This window comes from Caballeronia sp. LZ043 (assembly GCF_031451075.1).
Taxonomy (GTDB): Bacteria; Pseudomonadota; Gammaproteobacteria; order Burkholderiales; family Burkholderiaceae; genus Caballeronia.
Genome location: NZ_JARUXT010000003.1, coordinates 906,309 through 922,547 on the forward strand (window position 1 = coordinate 906,309; position 16,239 = coordinate 922,547).

Below are 16,239 nucleotides of genomic sequence, written 5' to 3' on the forward strand. Positions count from 1 at the left end.
GAGCGGGGCCGCTCGTTCAAATGTAGTCAACCTGATGACGAGCGATACGGACATCACCCACGACACCCTTGACCCGCAGATGCTCGGGATGTGACGCGTATGCGTCGAGCAATTCCTGACTCTCGAACTCCGTGTACAGCACGATGTCACAGGCATAGTCCACGGCGCTGACATCCAGCCCGACTTCGAGTCGGGTCAGTCCGGGAATCTTTCCGCTCAGACTCTCGAACGCGGATTTCACGAGCAGCGCGGACGCTCTTCTTTGCTCGGGTGTGTCACCGCGAACGTTCCACATCACGATATGCTTAACCATGTTTCGTTTCCGGTAATGCTGCGTCTGGCGTAGCCAGGTTGTCCAGGTGACGCGTATGACTTTCGTCTGCACATGGACAGGGCCGGTTTGAACGAAAAGGCCCTCCCGAACTGCATTCCTGGCCCGCTTTGCAAAGCGTGGTTACGCCTTGTTCTTGTTGTACACATCGACGAACACCGCCGCGAGCAGCACGATCCCCTTGATGACCTGCTGGTAATCGACGCCGATGCCCATGATGGACATGCCGTTGTTCATCAAGCCCATGATGAACGCGCCCACGACCGCGCCGACCACCTTGCCGACGCCGCCGGACGCGGATGCACCTCCGATGAAGCAGGCCGCGATGACATCCAGCTCGAAGCCCGTGCCCGCCTTCGGCGTGCCGCTATTCAGACGCGCGGCGAAGATCAGACCCGCGAGCGCCGCCAGGATGCCCATATTCACGAATGTGAGGAAGCTGACCGCCGGCACGCTGACGCCAGAAAGCCGCGCGGCCTTGGCATTGCCGCCCACTGCGTAGATGCGGCGACCGATGGTCGTGCGATTCATCAGGAACGTATAGATCCCAATCAACACGCCCATGATGACGAGCACCGTCGGCAGGCCGCGATAGGAGGCGAGCAGATAGCAAAAGCTCACGATGAGGGCGGTCAGCACGACGTTCTTGGTGACGAAAATCGTGAACGATCCGCTTTCGACTCCGTGTTTGGCCGCACCCGCCCGGTGACGCAGTTCGATCACGAAGAACAGCGCCCCCACGAGCAGGCCAAGCAGGATGGAGGTGACGTGAAGCGCCTGACCGTGGAACACGTCCGGAATGAAGCCGGAGCTCATCGCACCGAACTCAGCGGGGAACGGACCGATGGACTGGCCCTGCAGCACGAGGTTTGTCATGCCGCGGAATACCAGCATGCCCGCCAGCGTGACGATGAATGACGGCATCCGCCAGAACGCAATGAAGTAACCCTGCGCGGCGCCGATCAACGCACCGGCCGCAATGCAGATGAGCGTGGCCCAGACGTAATTGATTTCGTACTGCACCATCAGCACCGCCGCCAGCGCACCGACGAGACCCGCCGTCGAGCCCACGGACAAGTCGATGTGTCCTGAGACGATCACCATGAGCATGCCGAGGGCCATGATGACGATGTAGCTGTTCTGGAGCACCAGGTTGGTCAGGTTCAACGGCTGCATCAGCACGCCATTGGTTGCGACCTGGAAGAACACCATGATGATAACGAGCGACAGGAGCAGCCCATAATCGCTGCCGATACGCTTGACCATGCCGAATACTTCGCTTTTCCGGACCTCGGCGCCTTCGGCGGCTACCGGAGAGAGTGCCTTACGCATTTTGAATGTCTCCATTTCGCATGATTGCCCGCATGATGCTTTCCTGCGAGGCTTCTTCCGCGGTTAATTCACCGACAAACCGGCCTTCATTCATCACGTAGATGCGATCGCACATACCCAGCAGCTCTGGCATTTCCGAGGAAATCATGACCACGCACTTGCCCGCTGCGACCGCCTGATTGATGATGCTGTAGATCTCGTACTTCGCTCCCACGTCGATGCCGCGCGTCGGTTCGTCGAGAATCAACACGTCTGGCTCGGAATACAGCCACTTGCTGATGACGACTTTCTGCTGATTGCCCCCCGACAAATTTCCGACGACGTGGGTGACGCCCTGCGCCCGAATGCGAAGCTTCTTGAGAAAATCGGCCGCGACCGTGATTTCCTCGTGTTCATTGACAATGCCGAGTTTCGACACGCCGGACAGATTCGCCAGCGTGATGTTTCGCTTGATGTTGTCGTCCAGAAGCAGGCCATTGCCTTTCCGGTCCTCCGTAACGTAGGCGATGCCGGCCTTGATGGCCTTCTGGACCGAAGACGTATCGACTGGTTTTCCGTACATCAGCACGTCGCCGGTAATGTCCCGTCCATACGTGCCACCGAACACGCTCATGGCAAGTTCGGTGCGGCCCGAGCCCATGAGTCCGGCAATCCCGACGATTTCCCCCTTGCGCGCCTTCAAATTCACGCCCTTGATGACCGCGCGGGCACGCTGGGTCGGATGCTGGACACGCCAATCCTTGACTTCGAAAATGATCTCGCCGATATCGGGCGTGCGCGACGGATAGCGGTCCGACATCTCCCGACCGACCATCGCCTTGATGATGCGGTCCTCGCTGACAATTTCAGCCCGGCAATCGAGGACGTCGACGGTGGAGCCGTCTCGAATGACTGTGATACCGTCCGCGACACGCGAGATCTCATTGAGCTTGTGCGAAATGATGATCGACGTGACACCGTTTCCCTTCAATTCGAGAAGAAGTGTGAGAAGCGTGTCGCTATCCTTCTCGTTCAGGCTCGCGGTGGGCTCGTCGAGAATCAGCAGACGTACTTCTTTCGACAGCGCCTTCGCGATTTCAACGAGCTGCTGTTTGCCGATCCCGAGCGTGCCGACTGCAGCGTCCGGCGAATCAGTCAGGCCGACCTTCGCCAGCAAGTCGCGAGCCTTCTTGCGCGACACCTGCCAGTCGATGACGCCGCGTTTGGACTGCTCGTTGCCGAGAAAAATATTCTCGGTAATCGACAGCATGGGGACGAGCGCCAGTTCCTGATGAATGATGATGATTCCGACCGCTTCGCTATCGGAGATATCAGCGAACGCTCGCTCCTGACCGTCGTACAGGACGTCGCCGGCGTACGAGCCGTGGGGATAGACGCCACTAAGAATTTTCATCAGGGTGGACTTTCCAGCGCCGTTCTCGCCGCAAATGGCGTGGATCTCGCCCTGACGCACCCTCAGATTGACGTTATTCAAAGCTTTGACAGCGCCAAAGCTCTTTTGAATCCCGCGCATCTCCAGAATGGTTTCCATGTTCGAATTCCTCTGATCGGCAAGCCGGAAGCATGCCCGCGTGAGCCGGAGCCTCTGTTGAAACTCCGTCACGCCGATGTTCAGACAGCCTTACTTGATCTGCGCCTGGGTGTAGTAGCCACTGGTGACCAGTTCCGACTGATAGTTGGATTTGTCCACGAGAACGGGCTTCACGAGGTAGGTCGGAACGATCTTTGCGCCGTTGTTGTAGCTCTTCGTGTCGTTGATCGTCACCTGCTTGCCCGCCAACGCGTTATCGACCATGTCGGCCGTCACGCCAGCGAGCTTGCGCGTGTCCTTGAACACCGTGGAGGTCTGCTCGCCCCGGACGATGCTCTTCACGTTCTGGACATCGGCGTCCTGTCCCGTGATGACGGGCATCGCTTGCTGACCGGAGCCGTATCCCACGCCCTTGAGCGAAGAGATGATGCCGATCGCCAGCGCGTCGTTCGGCGCCCAGACCGCATCGAGATGGTCCTTTCCATAGAAGGCGCTCAGCAGGTTGTCCATGCGGGCCTGAGCAGTTGCGCCGTCCCAGTTGCGGGTGGCGACTTTTTCGAAGCTGACCTGCTTGCTGCGAATCACGAACTTGCCGCTGTCGATGTACGGCTTCAGAACCGACATGCCGCCCGCGTAGACCATGTGCGCGTTGTTGTCGTCAGAAGATCCGCCGAAGATCTCGATATTGAACGGCGTCTTGCTGCCGGCCTTCTGCCACGCACTGACAATGCTTTGCCCTTGCAGCACGCCGACGCCATAGTTGTCGAAGGTCGCGTAGTAGTCCACGTCCTTGGTCTGGCTGATCAGCCGATCATAGGAGATGATCTTGATGCCCTTCTTCTGTGCGAGCGCCAGGGCATCGGAAAAAGTCTTGCCGTCGATGGGCGCGATGACCAGTGCCTTCACACCCTTCGCCAGCATGTTTTCGACCTGATTCACCTGCGTAGGAACGTCGTAGTTCGCATACTGCAGGTCCGCCGAGTATCCTTTCGCCTTCAGTGCATCGACCATGCTTTTCCCATCGGTAATCCAGCGGGATTCGGTCTTGTCTGGCAATGAGATGCCGACGACTCCCTTGTCCTGGGCGTACACAACACTCGACATCGCTGCGAAAGCGGCCGACGCGGCCAGCGTCACCGCGACATGCTTAAAAATCTTCATGACATCGTCTCCTGATTAGGATTACCTATTTAAGTATTCGACTATTTCCGCCAGGGATGCGGCGACGACGCTGGCGGGCGTCGTCCATTCAGCTCCCTAGCCGATAAGGACCTCCGTCCCCGCCTCTTTGGAAGAAGCGAACATGGCCTCGATCACCCGGCTGATATTGAACGCCTGGGTTGCCGGCACCACCGATGGCGTGCCGTTGCGCAGAGCATCCATGAACGCGTTGGACTCGCGGTCGAAATACACCGGATTGCCGATTTCCGCGATATCGGGTGAATACTCCGTTTTCTTTGTGGCCCAGATCTCGGGGAAGCTGGTTTCTTGCCACTCGGTCCAGCCTTCCGGATGGTCGCCTTTGCCCGCGTCGTAAATCTTGAAGCTCGCGGGCAACGAGCGTGACGACATGATGCCTTCCGTTCCGTAGGCGGTGATGTCCCAGCTCTCGGTCCACGGCAGAACATCCCAGGACATGAAATCGACCGTGACGATCTTGTCTTCGTAGTTCAGCACGGCGCCGGCTGCGTCTTCGCGCGATTCATCGCCGTGAAAGTTCGGAAATTTGGTGATTCGCGCGTTCACCGAGCGGGGCAAGCCGAAGTGAAGAAGAATTCGGTCGATAAGATGGCAGCCGATGACGAACACCGCACCGCCGATATCGCCCGGCTGCGTCATATGCGGCGTACCTGCCTCGTCGTGCGAGCAACCGCCGTGAGCACGTACCTGGACTACTTTTCCAAGGCGCCCGCTCTTGAGCGCGGCCTGCATGGCGTCGACCGATGGAGCGAATCGCCAGCAATACCCCACCTGAAAAAGTCCGCCGGTGCGCTCGACCGCCTCGACGATGCGCTTCGCATCCGCCGAACTGCGGCCGGCGGGCTTCTCGCACAGCACGGCCTTGCCAGCTTCGAGCGCCTCGATGGCCAGATCAGCCATCTTTTCGCTCTTCGAATGAACGAGCACAACGTGCACGTTCTCGTCCGCCAGAATCTCTTCCTTCGAGCGCGCCTCCAGCCCAAGTGCCTCGACGAACGGCGTGAGCAGAGGACTCGTATCCCACGCACCGAGCATCTTCGCGTCGGCGCGACGCTGGATCGCCTTGACTCGTCCGGACGTATGCGGGTGCGTGATGCCAAGGCATGCCACACCGACCGTTTCGTTGAGTTCAATTTTTCGCGTCATGACTTATCTCCTCCGGATTCCTGGTTACACTCTGACCGCTTTACCCGTCAGCGCGGACTCAAGCGCCGCGTCCGCCAGGCGCAGTGCCTTCAGCCCGTCTTGGACCGAAGTCGGCAGCGGCGAATTCGTATTCAGGGCGTCCACGAATGCTTCCAGTTCGGCCTTGTATGCCTCGACATAGCGTTCGAGGAAGAAGTTGAGCAGCGGCTCACGCGCGTCCGTGACATCCTTCGACCAGCGGCGCACCGTCGACGGGCGGAGATTCTCTTGAAGCAGCATGCCTTTGGAACCCGACACTTCCATGCGCTGGTCGTAGCCGTAGACCGCCTCGCGACAGCAGTTGATATGACACTGCTTGCCGGAAGCCGTGCGCAACTGAACCATCACCGTATCGAAGTCGGTCAGCTTCTCCAGCGATTCGTCGATCAGGCGGCTGGCCATCGCCATGACTTCGACCGGCTCCTCGCCGAGCAGCCAACGCGCCATGTCGAGGTCGTGAATGACCATGTCGCGGAAGATACCGCCCGAATGTTCGACGTAATCGCGCGGAGGCATGCCGGGGTCGCGACTCGAAATGATGACCTGTCGCACGTCGCCTACGTCACCCGCATCAATTGCCTTGCGGAAGGCCTGCGAGGTGGGATCGAAGCGGCGATTGAAGGCGAGCATCACCCGGCCGTTCTGGCGCTCGACCGCGTTTGCTGCGGCGAGCGATTTCTCCATGTCGAGGTCGATCGGCTTTTCGCATAAGACGGCCTTGCCGCGCTTGACGGCTTCGAGCATGAACGTGATATGCGTGTCGGTCGGTGTACCGATCACGATTGCGTCGACGTCGCTACGCTCCAGGACACCCACAGGGTCCGTCGAGGCCTCGCAACCGAGTTTTGTTGCCAACGATTGCGCGGCGCTCTCGATCGGGTCAGCCACCACCACCAGCGTGGCGTTCGGGTTGGCGGCGACGTTGCCAGCGTGAATGCGACCAATGCGGCCTGCACCGAGTACGGCGATTCGAATCATGTGAGTCTCCGGAAATGCTTAGTCGTTTGAAGGCAAGTGTTTCAGGCAGAAGTCGCGGCGTTTGTCGAGAACTGAGCGACGGTCGTGTCGTAGGCGCGTTTGGCCATCTCGTCGAGCGGGAACTTGCGGTGCGCCTCGGAGATGAGTTCCACCCCGTAATACGGCAGCGTGCAGCCTGCTTGTTCGAGCGCATCGACGAATGCGCGGCAGTCGCCTGCGCCGTCACCGCACAACTGGCGGTGGAAGGTCGAGTCTTCGAAGAGCGAACCCTTCACGTGCGCGCCGACGTCGTCCATCTCTACGCCCTTGATGAAACGCGCCGGAATTCGCGCGACCTCGCTATACGGTGTGTTGGCGCGTGCAACATGCCAGTGATCGACCATCAAGCCGCCGTTTGGCTGATCCGCACCCTGCGCCACCTTCAGCGCCTCTGCGACGTTGCGGATAGGAGAGAAAGGCATGAATTCGATCGCGACCGTTGCGCCGACCGTCCCCACGTCCTGGCAAAGCAGGGCAAACTCATCCGTCATGCGGGCGAAGTCGGCGGGATTCTTGTCGAAGGGGCTTGCACCGATTTTCAGATTGCGCATGCCAAGCTCGCCGCCCAGATCGATGAAGCGGCGACGGCTGGCGTCGGACTTGACCCGGGCTTCGCCGTCGAAATACCAGTCCATCAGGATTTCGAGTTCGAAGTACTTCATGCCCGTGTCGTCCAAAATGTTCTTCACGCCGGTCAGACCGTACTTCGCGATGCTGTATTCGAGGTCATCGAGAATGAGGCCGACACCGCTCCAGCCCGCGCGCATGGCCGCTTCGCAACGCTCACGCAGCGGAAACGGGCTGATTTCATTCGCCGCACACGGGTAGACGTCGCCGGCAAGGGTCCAGTACGCAGCCAGTAGTTCTTTTTTCGCGCTCATATTCAGTAATCCTCTTTCTCTCAGTGTCATCAATTGTTTCGGTGGCAGATTCCCGTGCCAAGCGATTAACGCGTCGCGGAGATAGTCTCGCTGGACGATGCGAGCCTGAAATCCCACGACACCGACCAGAATGGCGACGAGAAGCCCACCCGCTTAGCCGCTTCCGGATCGTCGAGTTTCTGAAATTCGGCAATGAGTTCGGGCTTGACGCCGAATACCGCGTCTTCGGGCAGATACGGACAATCGGGCGTGAAGATATGAGTGATGACCGGGTCGAAGCCAGGAGCGGTCACGATGAAGTGCAGGTGGGCTGCGCGGTTCGGGTGCCGTCCCATCGCGCCCAGAAGCTTCCCGACCGGTCCATCGGAAGGAATCGGGTAGTGACGCGGCTTCACGGACTTGAACCAGTAGCGACCTTCGGAATCCGAGGTGAACACGCCGCGCAGATTCGAATCTGGCTGAATGCTCTTCTGTTGCACGTCGTAGAAACCATCGTCGTTGGTCTGCCAGACTTCGAGCTTCGCGTTCGGAACCGGCTTGCCGTCGATATCGGTCACGCGACCTTCAACCACCATGGGTTCGCCCTTTCCATCTAGGCATATGTTCCCGCCGTTCGGGTACTGCGGCGCGTTCGCGACGTAGAACGGGCCAAGGATCGTATTCGGCGTTGCGCCACTTGGGCGACGATGGTTGATTGCATCGACCAGCATCGAGACGCCCAGAATGTCCGAGAGCAGGATGTACTCCTGACGCCAGTCGCTGCACATCTGACCCGTCTCGGTCAAGAAGCGGACGGCAGCGAACCACTCTTCATGCGTCGGCTCGATTTCCTTGATAGCCGCATGAAGATGCCTCACCAGCACCGACATGACCTCGCGCAGGCGCGGGCTTGCTTCCTCACTCATGCGGGCATTGACGACTTCATCTGAGCGCGCTTCATCGAAGTACGGCGACGAGGGCTGAATGGCGGGGGATGCGCTTTGCATTGCGTGTCTCCATCAATCTTGTCAGTAGCTTTGAGACCAGTCTATATTCGCTTCGACTGGCAAAACAGAGCTGAAAAGGGAAAGTCTTTCGCGTCGGGCGGGAAGAAGCGCCAGCGGCAGTGAGCGCTGCGCTCAGGCCGTCCAGTGACGTTCGTAGTCGTTCTGTTGGAAGCGCTCCACGAGCGCATCGATGAACAAGCGCACCTTCACCGGCAGATGTGTGCGGGTCTGGAAGGCGATGTTCATCGTCAGACGAGGAAGATCCCAGTCGTCGAGCACCGGGACGAGGCGGCCGGCCTCGAGGTCGTCGAAGATGATGTATTTGGGCTGCACCAGGATGCCCATGTTGTCGAGCGCCGCAACCCGCAACACCTGACCGTCATTCGACTCCACCAGGGGTCTTACTCTGACGACGACGTTCTCGCCGCCGCGTGTGAACGAGAGTTCGCGTGGATTGTCCGCGAGTTGATAGTTCAGCAGCCTGTGCTTTGCGAGTTCGGCCGGAAATCGAGGCCGGCCATGGGCCTCGATATAGCCGGGCGACGCCGCCAGAATCCTGCGTGTACATGCCAATCTTCGAATCGTGATGTTGCTGTCCGGCTCCAGCACCTTCGTGCGTATCGCAATGTCGATGCCATTCTCGATGATGTCGCAGTAACGATTGGCCGCTATCACGTCCACCGTGATGTCCGGATAGCGCGCCGTGAATTCGGGAAGCATCGGTGCGATGTGCAGCAAGCAGAAGGATAACGAGGCCGTGACCCGCAGGACCCCGCTCGGGCGGACAACTGCGTCCTTGATGACTGCTTCGGCTTCGCCCAGTTCAGCGAGAATCGATTTGCAGCGACGATGAAATTCGGCACCGGCTTCGGTCAAGTACAGATTGCGGGTCGTTCGGCGCACCAGTTGAACGCCGAGCCGAGCCTCCAGTGAAATCAGATACCGGCTGGCCGCCGAAATGGAAAGCTCGACCGCTTCGGCAGCCCGGCTGATGCTTCCGGTCTCCGCTACCTCGACGAACAGCTGTAGTTCCTTGAACTGGTCCATGCCCGTACACCGTTACGCTTGTCTCTGCCCACATCGAACCGGATGCGGGAGCTCACGCGGCCTTCGTAGAGAGATGATTCGCGCGTGGGGCTCATCATAGTTCAGCGAATCTATCTTTTCCGTTCTGAAATACATCAATAATCTATCATGGAACGGCTTGGCAGGTTCGGCGGCGGCATGCGTGCGCTTTCAGCGCACTCGAGAAGTCAACAGGCGTCCAGTCTTCTCGAAGTGCTCGAAACATCAACTGCCCTTGACTCTCAGGCGCCATGCCTTCCACGGGCGGGTCACGGTCGAGATTCGTCGGAAATGCGTAGGCTTCTGCACACGAGGCAATCACCGACTGCACCTCACAGTCAGTGATCCTGCCCGCTTGCAGTCGGCTTCGCAGGACGGGGTAGACCGTCTCGGACATGCGAGTTCGATCCACTACCTCCATCGCCCGTCCGTAGACTGAGGAGATCTGCAGGAGGTTCGCGATTCGCTGAACATGGCCCGTCCGGTTTGCGCCGGCAGCATGAAAAAGCGCAGGACTGAAGAAGACTGCATCGCCCTTCTCGAGCGGCAGTTGCACGAAGTGCGCTTCGAAATACGTCCGAAAGTCCTCTCGTTGCCACGCGACATAGCCTTCGGCGTACTGCTGCGAATAAGGCAGGAGCTTGGTCGGTCCACTTTCGACCGGCATGTCGCTATGGGCCACCGCGCCCTGCAGGGTCAGAAACGCCGACATGCGATGAACGTGCGGCGGGAAAGACGCGGCGACTTCCGCGGACTGGAAGCCCAGGTGGTAATCGCGATGCGCCTGCTGCGCCTCTGCGCCTGGCCTGACTGCGTTGACCTGCGAGGTCACTTGAAAGAAGGGGCCGAGCCACGCCTCGGCAGCGGCCGACAGCATCGGATTGGAGAAATACTCGATGAAGGTCGCAGGTGCGCTGAGACATAGCTTTTCCTGTGCATTCCAGATTCGATCGTTGGCCCCGGCCTTCGCGAAGTGATCTGCTCTCGCTCCCAATCGCTTCTCGGCCTCGATGATCGATTCGAAGACGACAGTCGCGTCGTCGACGCATTGGGTGTTGGTGAAGGCGTGCTTGAGCACGAAGACGCCTGCGCCGTCCTGCAGAACATTCGCCCATTCGGCAAGAAGACGAGGTCTTTCTCCTGGAGATATCAGCACGCGTTGCAAGTCGCGGCATTCGTAGACGGGTATCCGCTGAACGATATCGGCCGCGTAGCGCGGCTTGTGTGCTTCGTTCGTTTCGAGCAACGCAATAAAATCTTCCAGACGACAGTCGCCTTGCCGATACCAGTTGGGTTGGTCAACCCGATGTCCTTCGACGTGATGGTCCATTGGTGTCTCCTGATGAGGTAGCATAGCTTGCTCGCGATCGTTCTGATTTCCAAAAACACCTCAAAAACACATCAGCGAAGGAGAGTCCATTGGCTCACCGCTTCTTGATCAAGGAAATCGCCCTGCAAGCGGGTCTAGGCATAGCGACCGTCGACCGGGTCCTGAACGGACGTGCAAATGTCCGGGAGCACACCCGCAGGCGGGTCGAGCAGGCAATAAAAGATCTCGAGAAGCAGGCGCTCAATCTGGCGAATACCGGCCGCAAGCTCATTGTCGATGTCATCGCCGAGGCACCATCGCGGTTCAGCGACGAGATGAGGCACGCCCTCGAAGGAGAGCTCGCCCTAATGCATTCAGCGGTCGTGCGACCGCGCTTTTTGCTGCAGGAGACGATGACGACCCATGAAGTCGTGGAGGCTCTCCGGTCGATCGCCCGACGAGGAAGTCACGGGGTCTTTCTTAAGGCGCGGGACGTTCCCGCGATTGCCGAAGCAGTAGCCGAGTTGCAGCGCCAGGGAATTCCAGTGGTCACCGTCGTCACCGACATCCCGCTGTCGGGCCGCATCGCGTACGCCGGACTCGACAACCGTGTCGCCGGCGCCACGGCCGCTTACCTCCTCGGCTTGTTGCTGGGACCCCGGCCCGCCAATGTGTTAATTACAATGAGCGACGAACACTTCCGGGGAGAGGAAGAGCGTGAGATCAGCTTCCGTCGGGCGTTGCGCACGCACCATCCTCAACTGAGGCTGATCGATGCGAGCGGCGGACATGGCCTCGATTCGCTGACCGGGGACCGCGTCCATGCCGTTCTGAAGGGACAGACAACCATTGCTGCCGTGTATTCCATGGGCGGAGGCAACGTCGCGATTCTTCGCTCGCTCGAGAAGCAACAGCAAGAACGCGCCATTTTCATCGGACACGATCTGGACCGAGATAACGTACAACTTCTACGGGAAGGCCGGATTCACGCCATCCTGCATCACGACCTGAGACAGGACATGCGTAGCGCCTGTCAGCACGTGATGCACTATCACAAGCTCCTGCCTGCTTCAGCCGTATCGCCATCTTCGTCCGTTGTGGTGGTGACCCCCGCCAACATCCCGGACCACATCGCATTGCGCTTTCGAGACTGAGCAGGTATCGCATGGCCCTCCGATGTCCGGAGAACGCCCTCTCCGGGACATCACGATGCGGCCTAGAACCGCGTCGCCAGCCCTGCAATCAGGCCCAGCTGGCTCTTGCCATAGTTGGGATTGGTGCTTGACGTGTTTCCATTGACCGGGTCGTTATTCGTGTTCGCGCCATACAGGCCACTATCGAGACCGAGGTTGGACGTTGAACTGTTGCGGATGTAAGCAAGCTCCGTGTACAGGAGCGTACGCTTCGAGAGCGAATAGTTCGCGCCCAGCGTGTAGAGCGTGGCGTTCCCGTTTCCCTTGTTCGCGTTCGCGTGATACACCGCGCCCGTGATGGCCAGCGCGGGCGTGGTCTGCCAGATTGCGCCGATCCATTCATGATTGACGGACGTCGGGAGACTGGTTCCCCCCGGTAACGCCGATGCAGCGTTCGCACCGAAATATCCCGCGTTGGACGCGTCTGGGGCGCTCAGGTGCTGATAGCCGACATACGCGGTCACGGGCCCGAACGCGTAGGTCAAACCCGTGAGAATGGAGCGTGAAGTCAGGTACACGTTGCTGAACTGACCGTTCGGATCGCGGACTTCGTCGTAAGTGGCTTGCCAGAAAAGACCCTGATTGCCATAAGACAGTTTGATGCCATCGGAACGACCTTGAGCGCTGCCCAGGCCGCTCGACGTTCCGAGCTGACCGGGCGCGCTTCCTGGATTCCCGGCGTTCCACGTCGGCGCATTGGTCAAGTCATACTGACCTTGTAGCGTAAAGCCGGCGATTGTCGGCGACAGATATTCCACGCCATTTGCGGCTTGCGAGAAGATGCGGCCGCGAACCAGCGTGCCGATCGAATACTTCTTCGTCTGCTGCGGATCGACGTCGCCCGAGTACTGGCTGATCTCCGCCGAGCCCATGTTGCCGAACTTGATTTGCCCCCAAGCATCGTTTTGCATGCCCACGGTCGCCTGCCCTTCGAAAAAGCTGCCGTTCGCGAAGCTTCCGTTCATCGTGTTCAGGCGCGACTCCAGCTGGAAGACCGCATGCGTTCCACCACCGAGGTCCTCCGCGCCCTTAAGGCCGAATCGTGATTGCGCCCAGCCGCCACTCTGCGCGCCGAATACATGTCCCTTTGGCAGGTTCGTCTCGTAGGCGATACCGTTGTCGACGATGCCGTATAAGGTGACGCTGCTTTGAGCACTTGCGCCTGCAGTGGCGGACAATGCAAACAGGCTGAACAGAAGCTTCTTCATCGTTATCTCCGTGAATATAGTTATGCTGCTTAATTGACTCGTCGCAGGGGGCGTTCGAATCGCTCGCCTCTCCGCTTCTTCAAACCATGTCGTTCGCTCAATCACGTATGCTTCGGCCAAACGAGGTCCTGCGCGAAGCAGCGCACATAAAGAAACAACGGGGAAAAGCAGGCACGGGAAGAAGCTCGCGGAACACGATGATGTCCGTGACGCGCATCTCCTGAACTGCTTTGTATTTTTGCCCGAGTCTATATTCCTCATTCGCTCGAACAAAGAGCCGAAGCAGGAATCTCTTTCGCGTAATCAGGGAAAGTGAGCGTTGGAGAGGCGTTCGGGACGCTTTCAGCGTTATGCTGTGCAAGGTCTTCGCGGTGAGGCCGCTTGTCCCTGTCGACGTTGCATCGAGTATGGTCCGGGCGGGCAGACGCGTAGAGACAGGACTTCTGACGAACGGGTTCTCGCCTCGCCAGAAGGCTTACCTTGCTAAACACATCCGTACGGAGATGGATATGAATTTCAAGCAGAGGTCTTTCTTTGCTGTCTCAACATGCGTGGCCTTGACTCTCTTCTCGTCTCCGATGCTGCCCGCACGGGCAGCAACCGCCGATGCCGGCGCCTCCGGCACTGCCTTGTCGAAGGAGGAATTGAAGGCTCAGAAAAAGGCCGACCGGCAGGCGCGGCGGGCGAAGAAAAACGCTGAACTGAGCACGCTGGAAAAGAATGGATATAACCCCGCCGGCAATCAGACGAACTACCCACAGAATCTGCAGAATGCCCAGCAAAAGGCAGCCGGTCAGAAGCCCACGAACGCACCGGCTGTAGCGCCGTAGTCGAGCAGAGAGAGAAGTCGCTTGCGCCGTTCGACCCTTGTCTGGAACCGCGCGGCGACTGGAGAATTTGCTATCCCTGTTTCGGATCGCGACTCCGCGCGTTTCAGGATGTACGGCTCCAACGAGCTCCCAGCCCATGCGCCACGCGATTTGCGTCGCTGACTGCTTCGCTCGTATCCACACGATCAGTCCTTGGTAACTCCCCACGGAATATGGGTAGCCACTGCGATGGGGGACACGTTTGCAGCGGCTGGGTCTGAGCGTTCGTCTCCTCGTTTCACTCGAGCACGGTCGTCAGCGGGAAGAACGGTACGCGGCCTGGCGAAAACCGAATGTGGGCGCAGCGCGCGTTTGTGGCTGGAACCAATGACACGAACAAGGGCCAGGAGATCGACTACGGTTACTGCCTGAAAGAAAAGTCCGCCGGGCGGAAAACCATTTCGATTAATTGAAGACTAAGCGTATTCCCTCATGGGGTTTTCACCTACACTTCATCCTGTTGCTGCAAGAACCGCAGCGCCACTTTTCAAACAGGATCAAACCATGCGCTCATTCGTCAAATTCGTCGTGCCGTTCATCTTCGCGATCCCGGCGATTGCGCTGGCTCAATCGAGCGAACCGTTCAGTCGCGCTCAGGCGCACGAGCATATGGTGCGCCTCGAGAAAGCCGGATATAGCCCGCTGGTGAACGACCCGCTTTATCCGCATCGCCTTCAGCAGGCCGAAGCGGCACTATTGAAGCAGGAAGCCGACAATGCGGCGTACGGAACGCAAGCAGACGGCACGGCTGCTTCGGGAAAGTAAGCGTCGATTGCAGAAAGAGATACGCGCGCCACGGCGCGCGTATCGACTGCTTCAGATGGCCGCCTCTTCGTTGACCTTTGGCGCCCATTCGCGCCGCATCAGAATGACAGCGCTGGCTCCGCCAGTAAAAAGAAACACGCACACCGACAGCATCGGCAAGGTATAGCTGCCGCCTACATGCAACAGCCAGCCACACAGGCTGGCGGACACGCCTCCCGCGAGGCTCGTCGCGACCGTCAGCAGGCCCGTGTTCAATCCGATGGCAGGCTTGGGTATCAAGGTCAGCTTGGAAAGCGCCAGGTTGTTCGCCGTGGCGATGCCGGCGAGCGAAAGCGACGCGACATTCCAGAACAACGCCATCGCCTGCGACTCGGCGTAGGCGCCGAGTATCACAGTCATTCCGCCCAATGCCCCCGCAACGACAAAGGCCTTGCGCACGATCAACGGATCTTTTCCTCGCGCGATGATGCGGTCCGCGGCCCACCCCGCTGCGACCGCCACGATGGCGACGGAGACGAAGCTGATGAAGGTCAGAACGCCCGACCTCATGAGGCTCAATCCGCGCTGCTCGACCAGATACGACGGCATCCAGGTCGCGCAGTAAAACACAAAATAGCTATAGCTGAAGGTCATGATGAAGCCACCCCAGACCACCGGACTCACGAGAAGATTCCTGAGCGGCACACTAGTGGCGCGACGCTTCGCAATCGCGAGTTGCTCCTTCGACGGGAAATCGTTCTTGGCCATGGCAAGCCACGGCATCAACCAGATCAAACCCAGCAATCCGGTGATGACGAACATGTCCTTCCACGAGTAGGCGACAATGAGCCAGGCCGCTACCGCCGCGCCGATGGCAGGCCCTATCTTGCCGCCGAGCGAGAAGATGCCGGTCGCCGTTCCCTTGTGCGATTCATCGAAGCTGTTCGCAATGAAGCGATAACTGGCAGGAAGCACCACCGCTTCACTTGCGCCGATCAGCAGACGCACGATCACCAGTGACGAAAGCGAATGCGTCAGGCTGGTTGCCGCCGCGGCGATGCACCACAATGCAAAACAGATCGTATAGGGCCATTTGACGCCGTATCGATCGACGACCCAACCCATTGGCAACTGCAATATCGCATAAGACCAGAAGATCGCCGACCCCAGCAATCCTCGCTCAACGCTCGTCAAGGCGAACTCGTGAATGAAGGCCTTGTCTGCCATCGCGGATGACAGACTGGTTCTGTCGATGAACGAGATCATCCAACCGACCGTGAGTAGCAACAGAAGGGCCCACGGCCTGTCGGTCAATGTGTTTGCCCGCTCGCTTGTGACGGCCATTTCCAGATTCCTATTCATGCTTTCCCCTTGCCTTGCAAGTTTCC

Annotated in this window: 15 protein-coding genes; 3 read left to right on the plus strand and 12 right to left on the minus strand. The window is 59.0% G+C overall.

Going from position 1 to position 16,239, the window contains the following annotated elements:
* Positions 1–16: 16 nt before the first annotated feature.
* From QCE64_RS24285 to QCE64_RS24330, 10 genes are all read right to left on the minus strand, one after another.
* Positions 17–313 carry a Dabb family protein gene (locus tag QCE64_RS24285; RefSeq protein WP_310006655.1) on the minus strand — a complete coding sequence of 99 codons (297 nt, stop codon included), beginning with the start codon at positions 311–313 and terminating at the stop codon, positions 17–19.
* 141 nt (positions 314–454) lie between these two features.
* On the minus strand, positions 455–1,678 hold the full coding sequence (gene mmsB / locus QCE64_RS24290) for a multiple monosaccharide ABC transporter permease (RefSeq protein WP_404987431.1): 1,224 nt from the start codon (positions 1,676–1,678) through the stop codon (positions 455–457).
* On the minus strand, positions 1,656–3,194 hold the full coding sequence (mmsA, locus tag QCE64_RS24295) for a multiple monosaccharide ABC transporter ATP-binding protein (protein WP_310006657.1): 1,539 nt from the start codon (positions 3,192–3,194) through the stop codon (positions 1,656–1,658). The genes mmsB and mmsA overlap by 23 nt, the downstream gene beginning before the upstream one ends.
* Before the next feature lie 90 nt (positions 3,195–3,284).
* Complete coding sequence (gene chvE, locus QCE64_RS24300; protein WP_310006659.1) at positions 3,285–4,355, minus strand: multiple monosaccharide ABC transporter substrate-binding protein; 1,071 nt, start codon at positions 4,353–4,355, stop codon at positions 3,285–3,287.
* A gap of 96 nt (positions 4,356–4,451) precedes the next feature.
* On the minus strand, positions 4,452–5,540 hold the full coding sequence (locus QCE64_RS24305; protein WP_310006661.1) for a Gfo/Idh/MocA family oxidoreductase: 1,089 nt from the start codon (positions 5,538–5,540) through the stop codon (positions 4,452–4,454).
* A gap of 24 nt (positions 5,541–5,564) precedes the next feature.
* Positions 5,565–6,557 (minus strand): inositol 2-dehydrogenase, encoded by a 993-nt coding sequence (gene iolG / locus QCE64_RS24310; RefSeq protein WP_310006663.1) that lies wholly within the window; start codon positions 6,555–6,557, stop codon positions 5,565–5,567.
* A 41-nt stretch (positions 6,558–6,598) separates the two neighbouring features.
* Positions 6,599–7,594: a TIM barrel protein gene (locus tag QCE64_RS24315; RefSeq protein ID WP_310006666.1), complete on the minus strand. Its 996-nt coding sequence runs from the start codon at positions 7,592–7,594 to the stop codon at positions 6,599–6,601.
* Positions 7,543–8,382, minus strand: a complete 840-nt coding sequence (locus QCE64_RS24320; protein ID WP_310006668.1) for an intradiol ring-cleavage dioxygenase — start codon at positions 8,380–8,382, stop codon at positions 7,543–7,545. Before QCE64_RS24320 ends, QCE64_RS24315 begins: the two co-directional genes overlap by 52 nt.
* Positions 8,383–8,595: 213 nt before the next feature.
* Entirely contained in the window at positions 8,596–9,510 is a 915-nt protein-coding gene (locus QCE64_RS24325) for a LysR family transcriptional regulator (protein ID WP_310006670.1), read from the minus strand.
* A gap of 145 nt (positions 9,511–9,655) precedes the next feature.
* The gene (locus QCE64_RS24330; protein ID WP_310006672.1) at positions 9,656–10,858 is read right to left on the minus strand and encodes a phytanoyl-CoA dioxygenase family protein; all 1,203 of its coding nucleotides are present in this window, start codon (positions 10,856–10,858) and stop codon (positions 9,656–9,658) included.
* An 89-nt stretch (positions 10,859–10,947) separates the two neighbouring features.
* Here QCE64_RS24330 and QCE64_RS24335 point away from each other — a divergent pair, with 89 nt between their 5' ends.
* Positions 10,948–11,991 (plus strand): LacI family DNA-binding transcriptional regulator, encoded by a 1,044-nt coding sequence (locus QCE64_RS24335; protein WP_310006674.1) that lies wholly within the window; start codon positions 10,948–10,950, stop codon positions 11,989–11,991.
* A gap of 62 nt (positions 11,992–12,053) precedes the next feature.
* Here QCE64_RS24335 and QCE64_RS24340 read toward each other — a convergent pair whose 3' ends face one another.
* On the minus strand, positions 12,054–13,358 hold the full coding sequence (locus QCE64_RS24340) for a porin (protein WP_310006677.1): 1,305 nt from the start codon (positions 13,356–13,358) through the stop codon (positions 12,054–12,056).
* A gap of 389 nt (positions 13,359–13,747) precedes the next feature.
* Between QCE64_RS24340 and QCE64_RS24345 the strand changes: the two genes are divergently transcribed.
* Positions 13,748–14,068, plus strand: coding sequence for a hypothetical protein (locus QCE64_RS24345; protein WP_310006679.1), 321 nt, complete (start codon positions 13,748–13,750; stop codon positions 14,066–14,068).
* A 471-nt stretch (positions 14,069–14,539) separates the two neighbouring features.
* Complete coding sequence (locus QCE64_RS24350; protein WP_310006681.1) at positions 14,540–14,872, plus strand: DUF4148 domain-containing protein; 333 nt, start codon at positions 14,540–14,542, stop codon at positions 14,870–14,872.
* Positions 14,873–14,923: 51 nt separating this feature from the next.
* Here the strand turns inward: QCE64_RS24350 and QCE64_RS24355 are convergent, their stop codons facing one another.
* Positions 14,924–16,213 carry an MFS transporter gene (locus tag QCE64_RS24355; RefSeq protein ID WP_310006683.1) on the minus strand — a complete coding sequence of 430 codons (1,290 nt, stop codon included), beginning with the start codon at positions 16,211–16,213 and terminating at the stop codon, positions 14,924–14,926.
* Positions 16,214–16,239 lie beyond the last annotated feature (26 nt).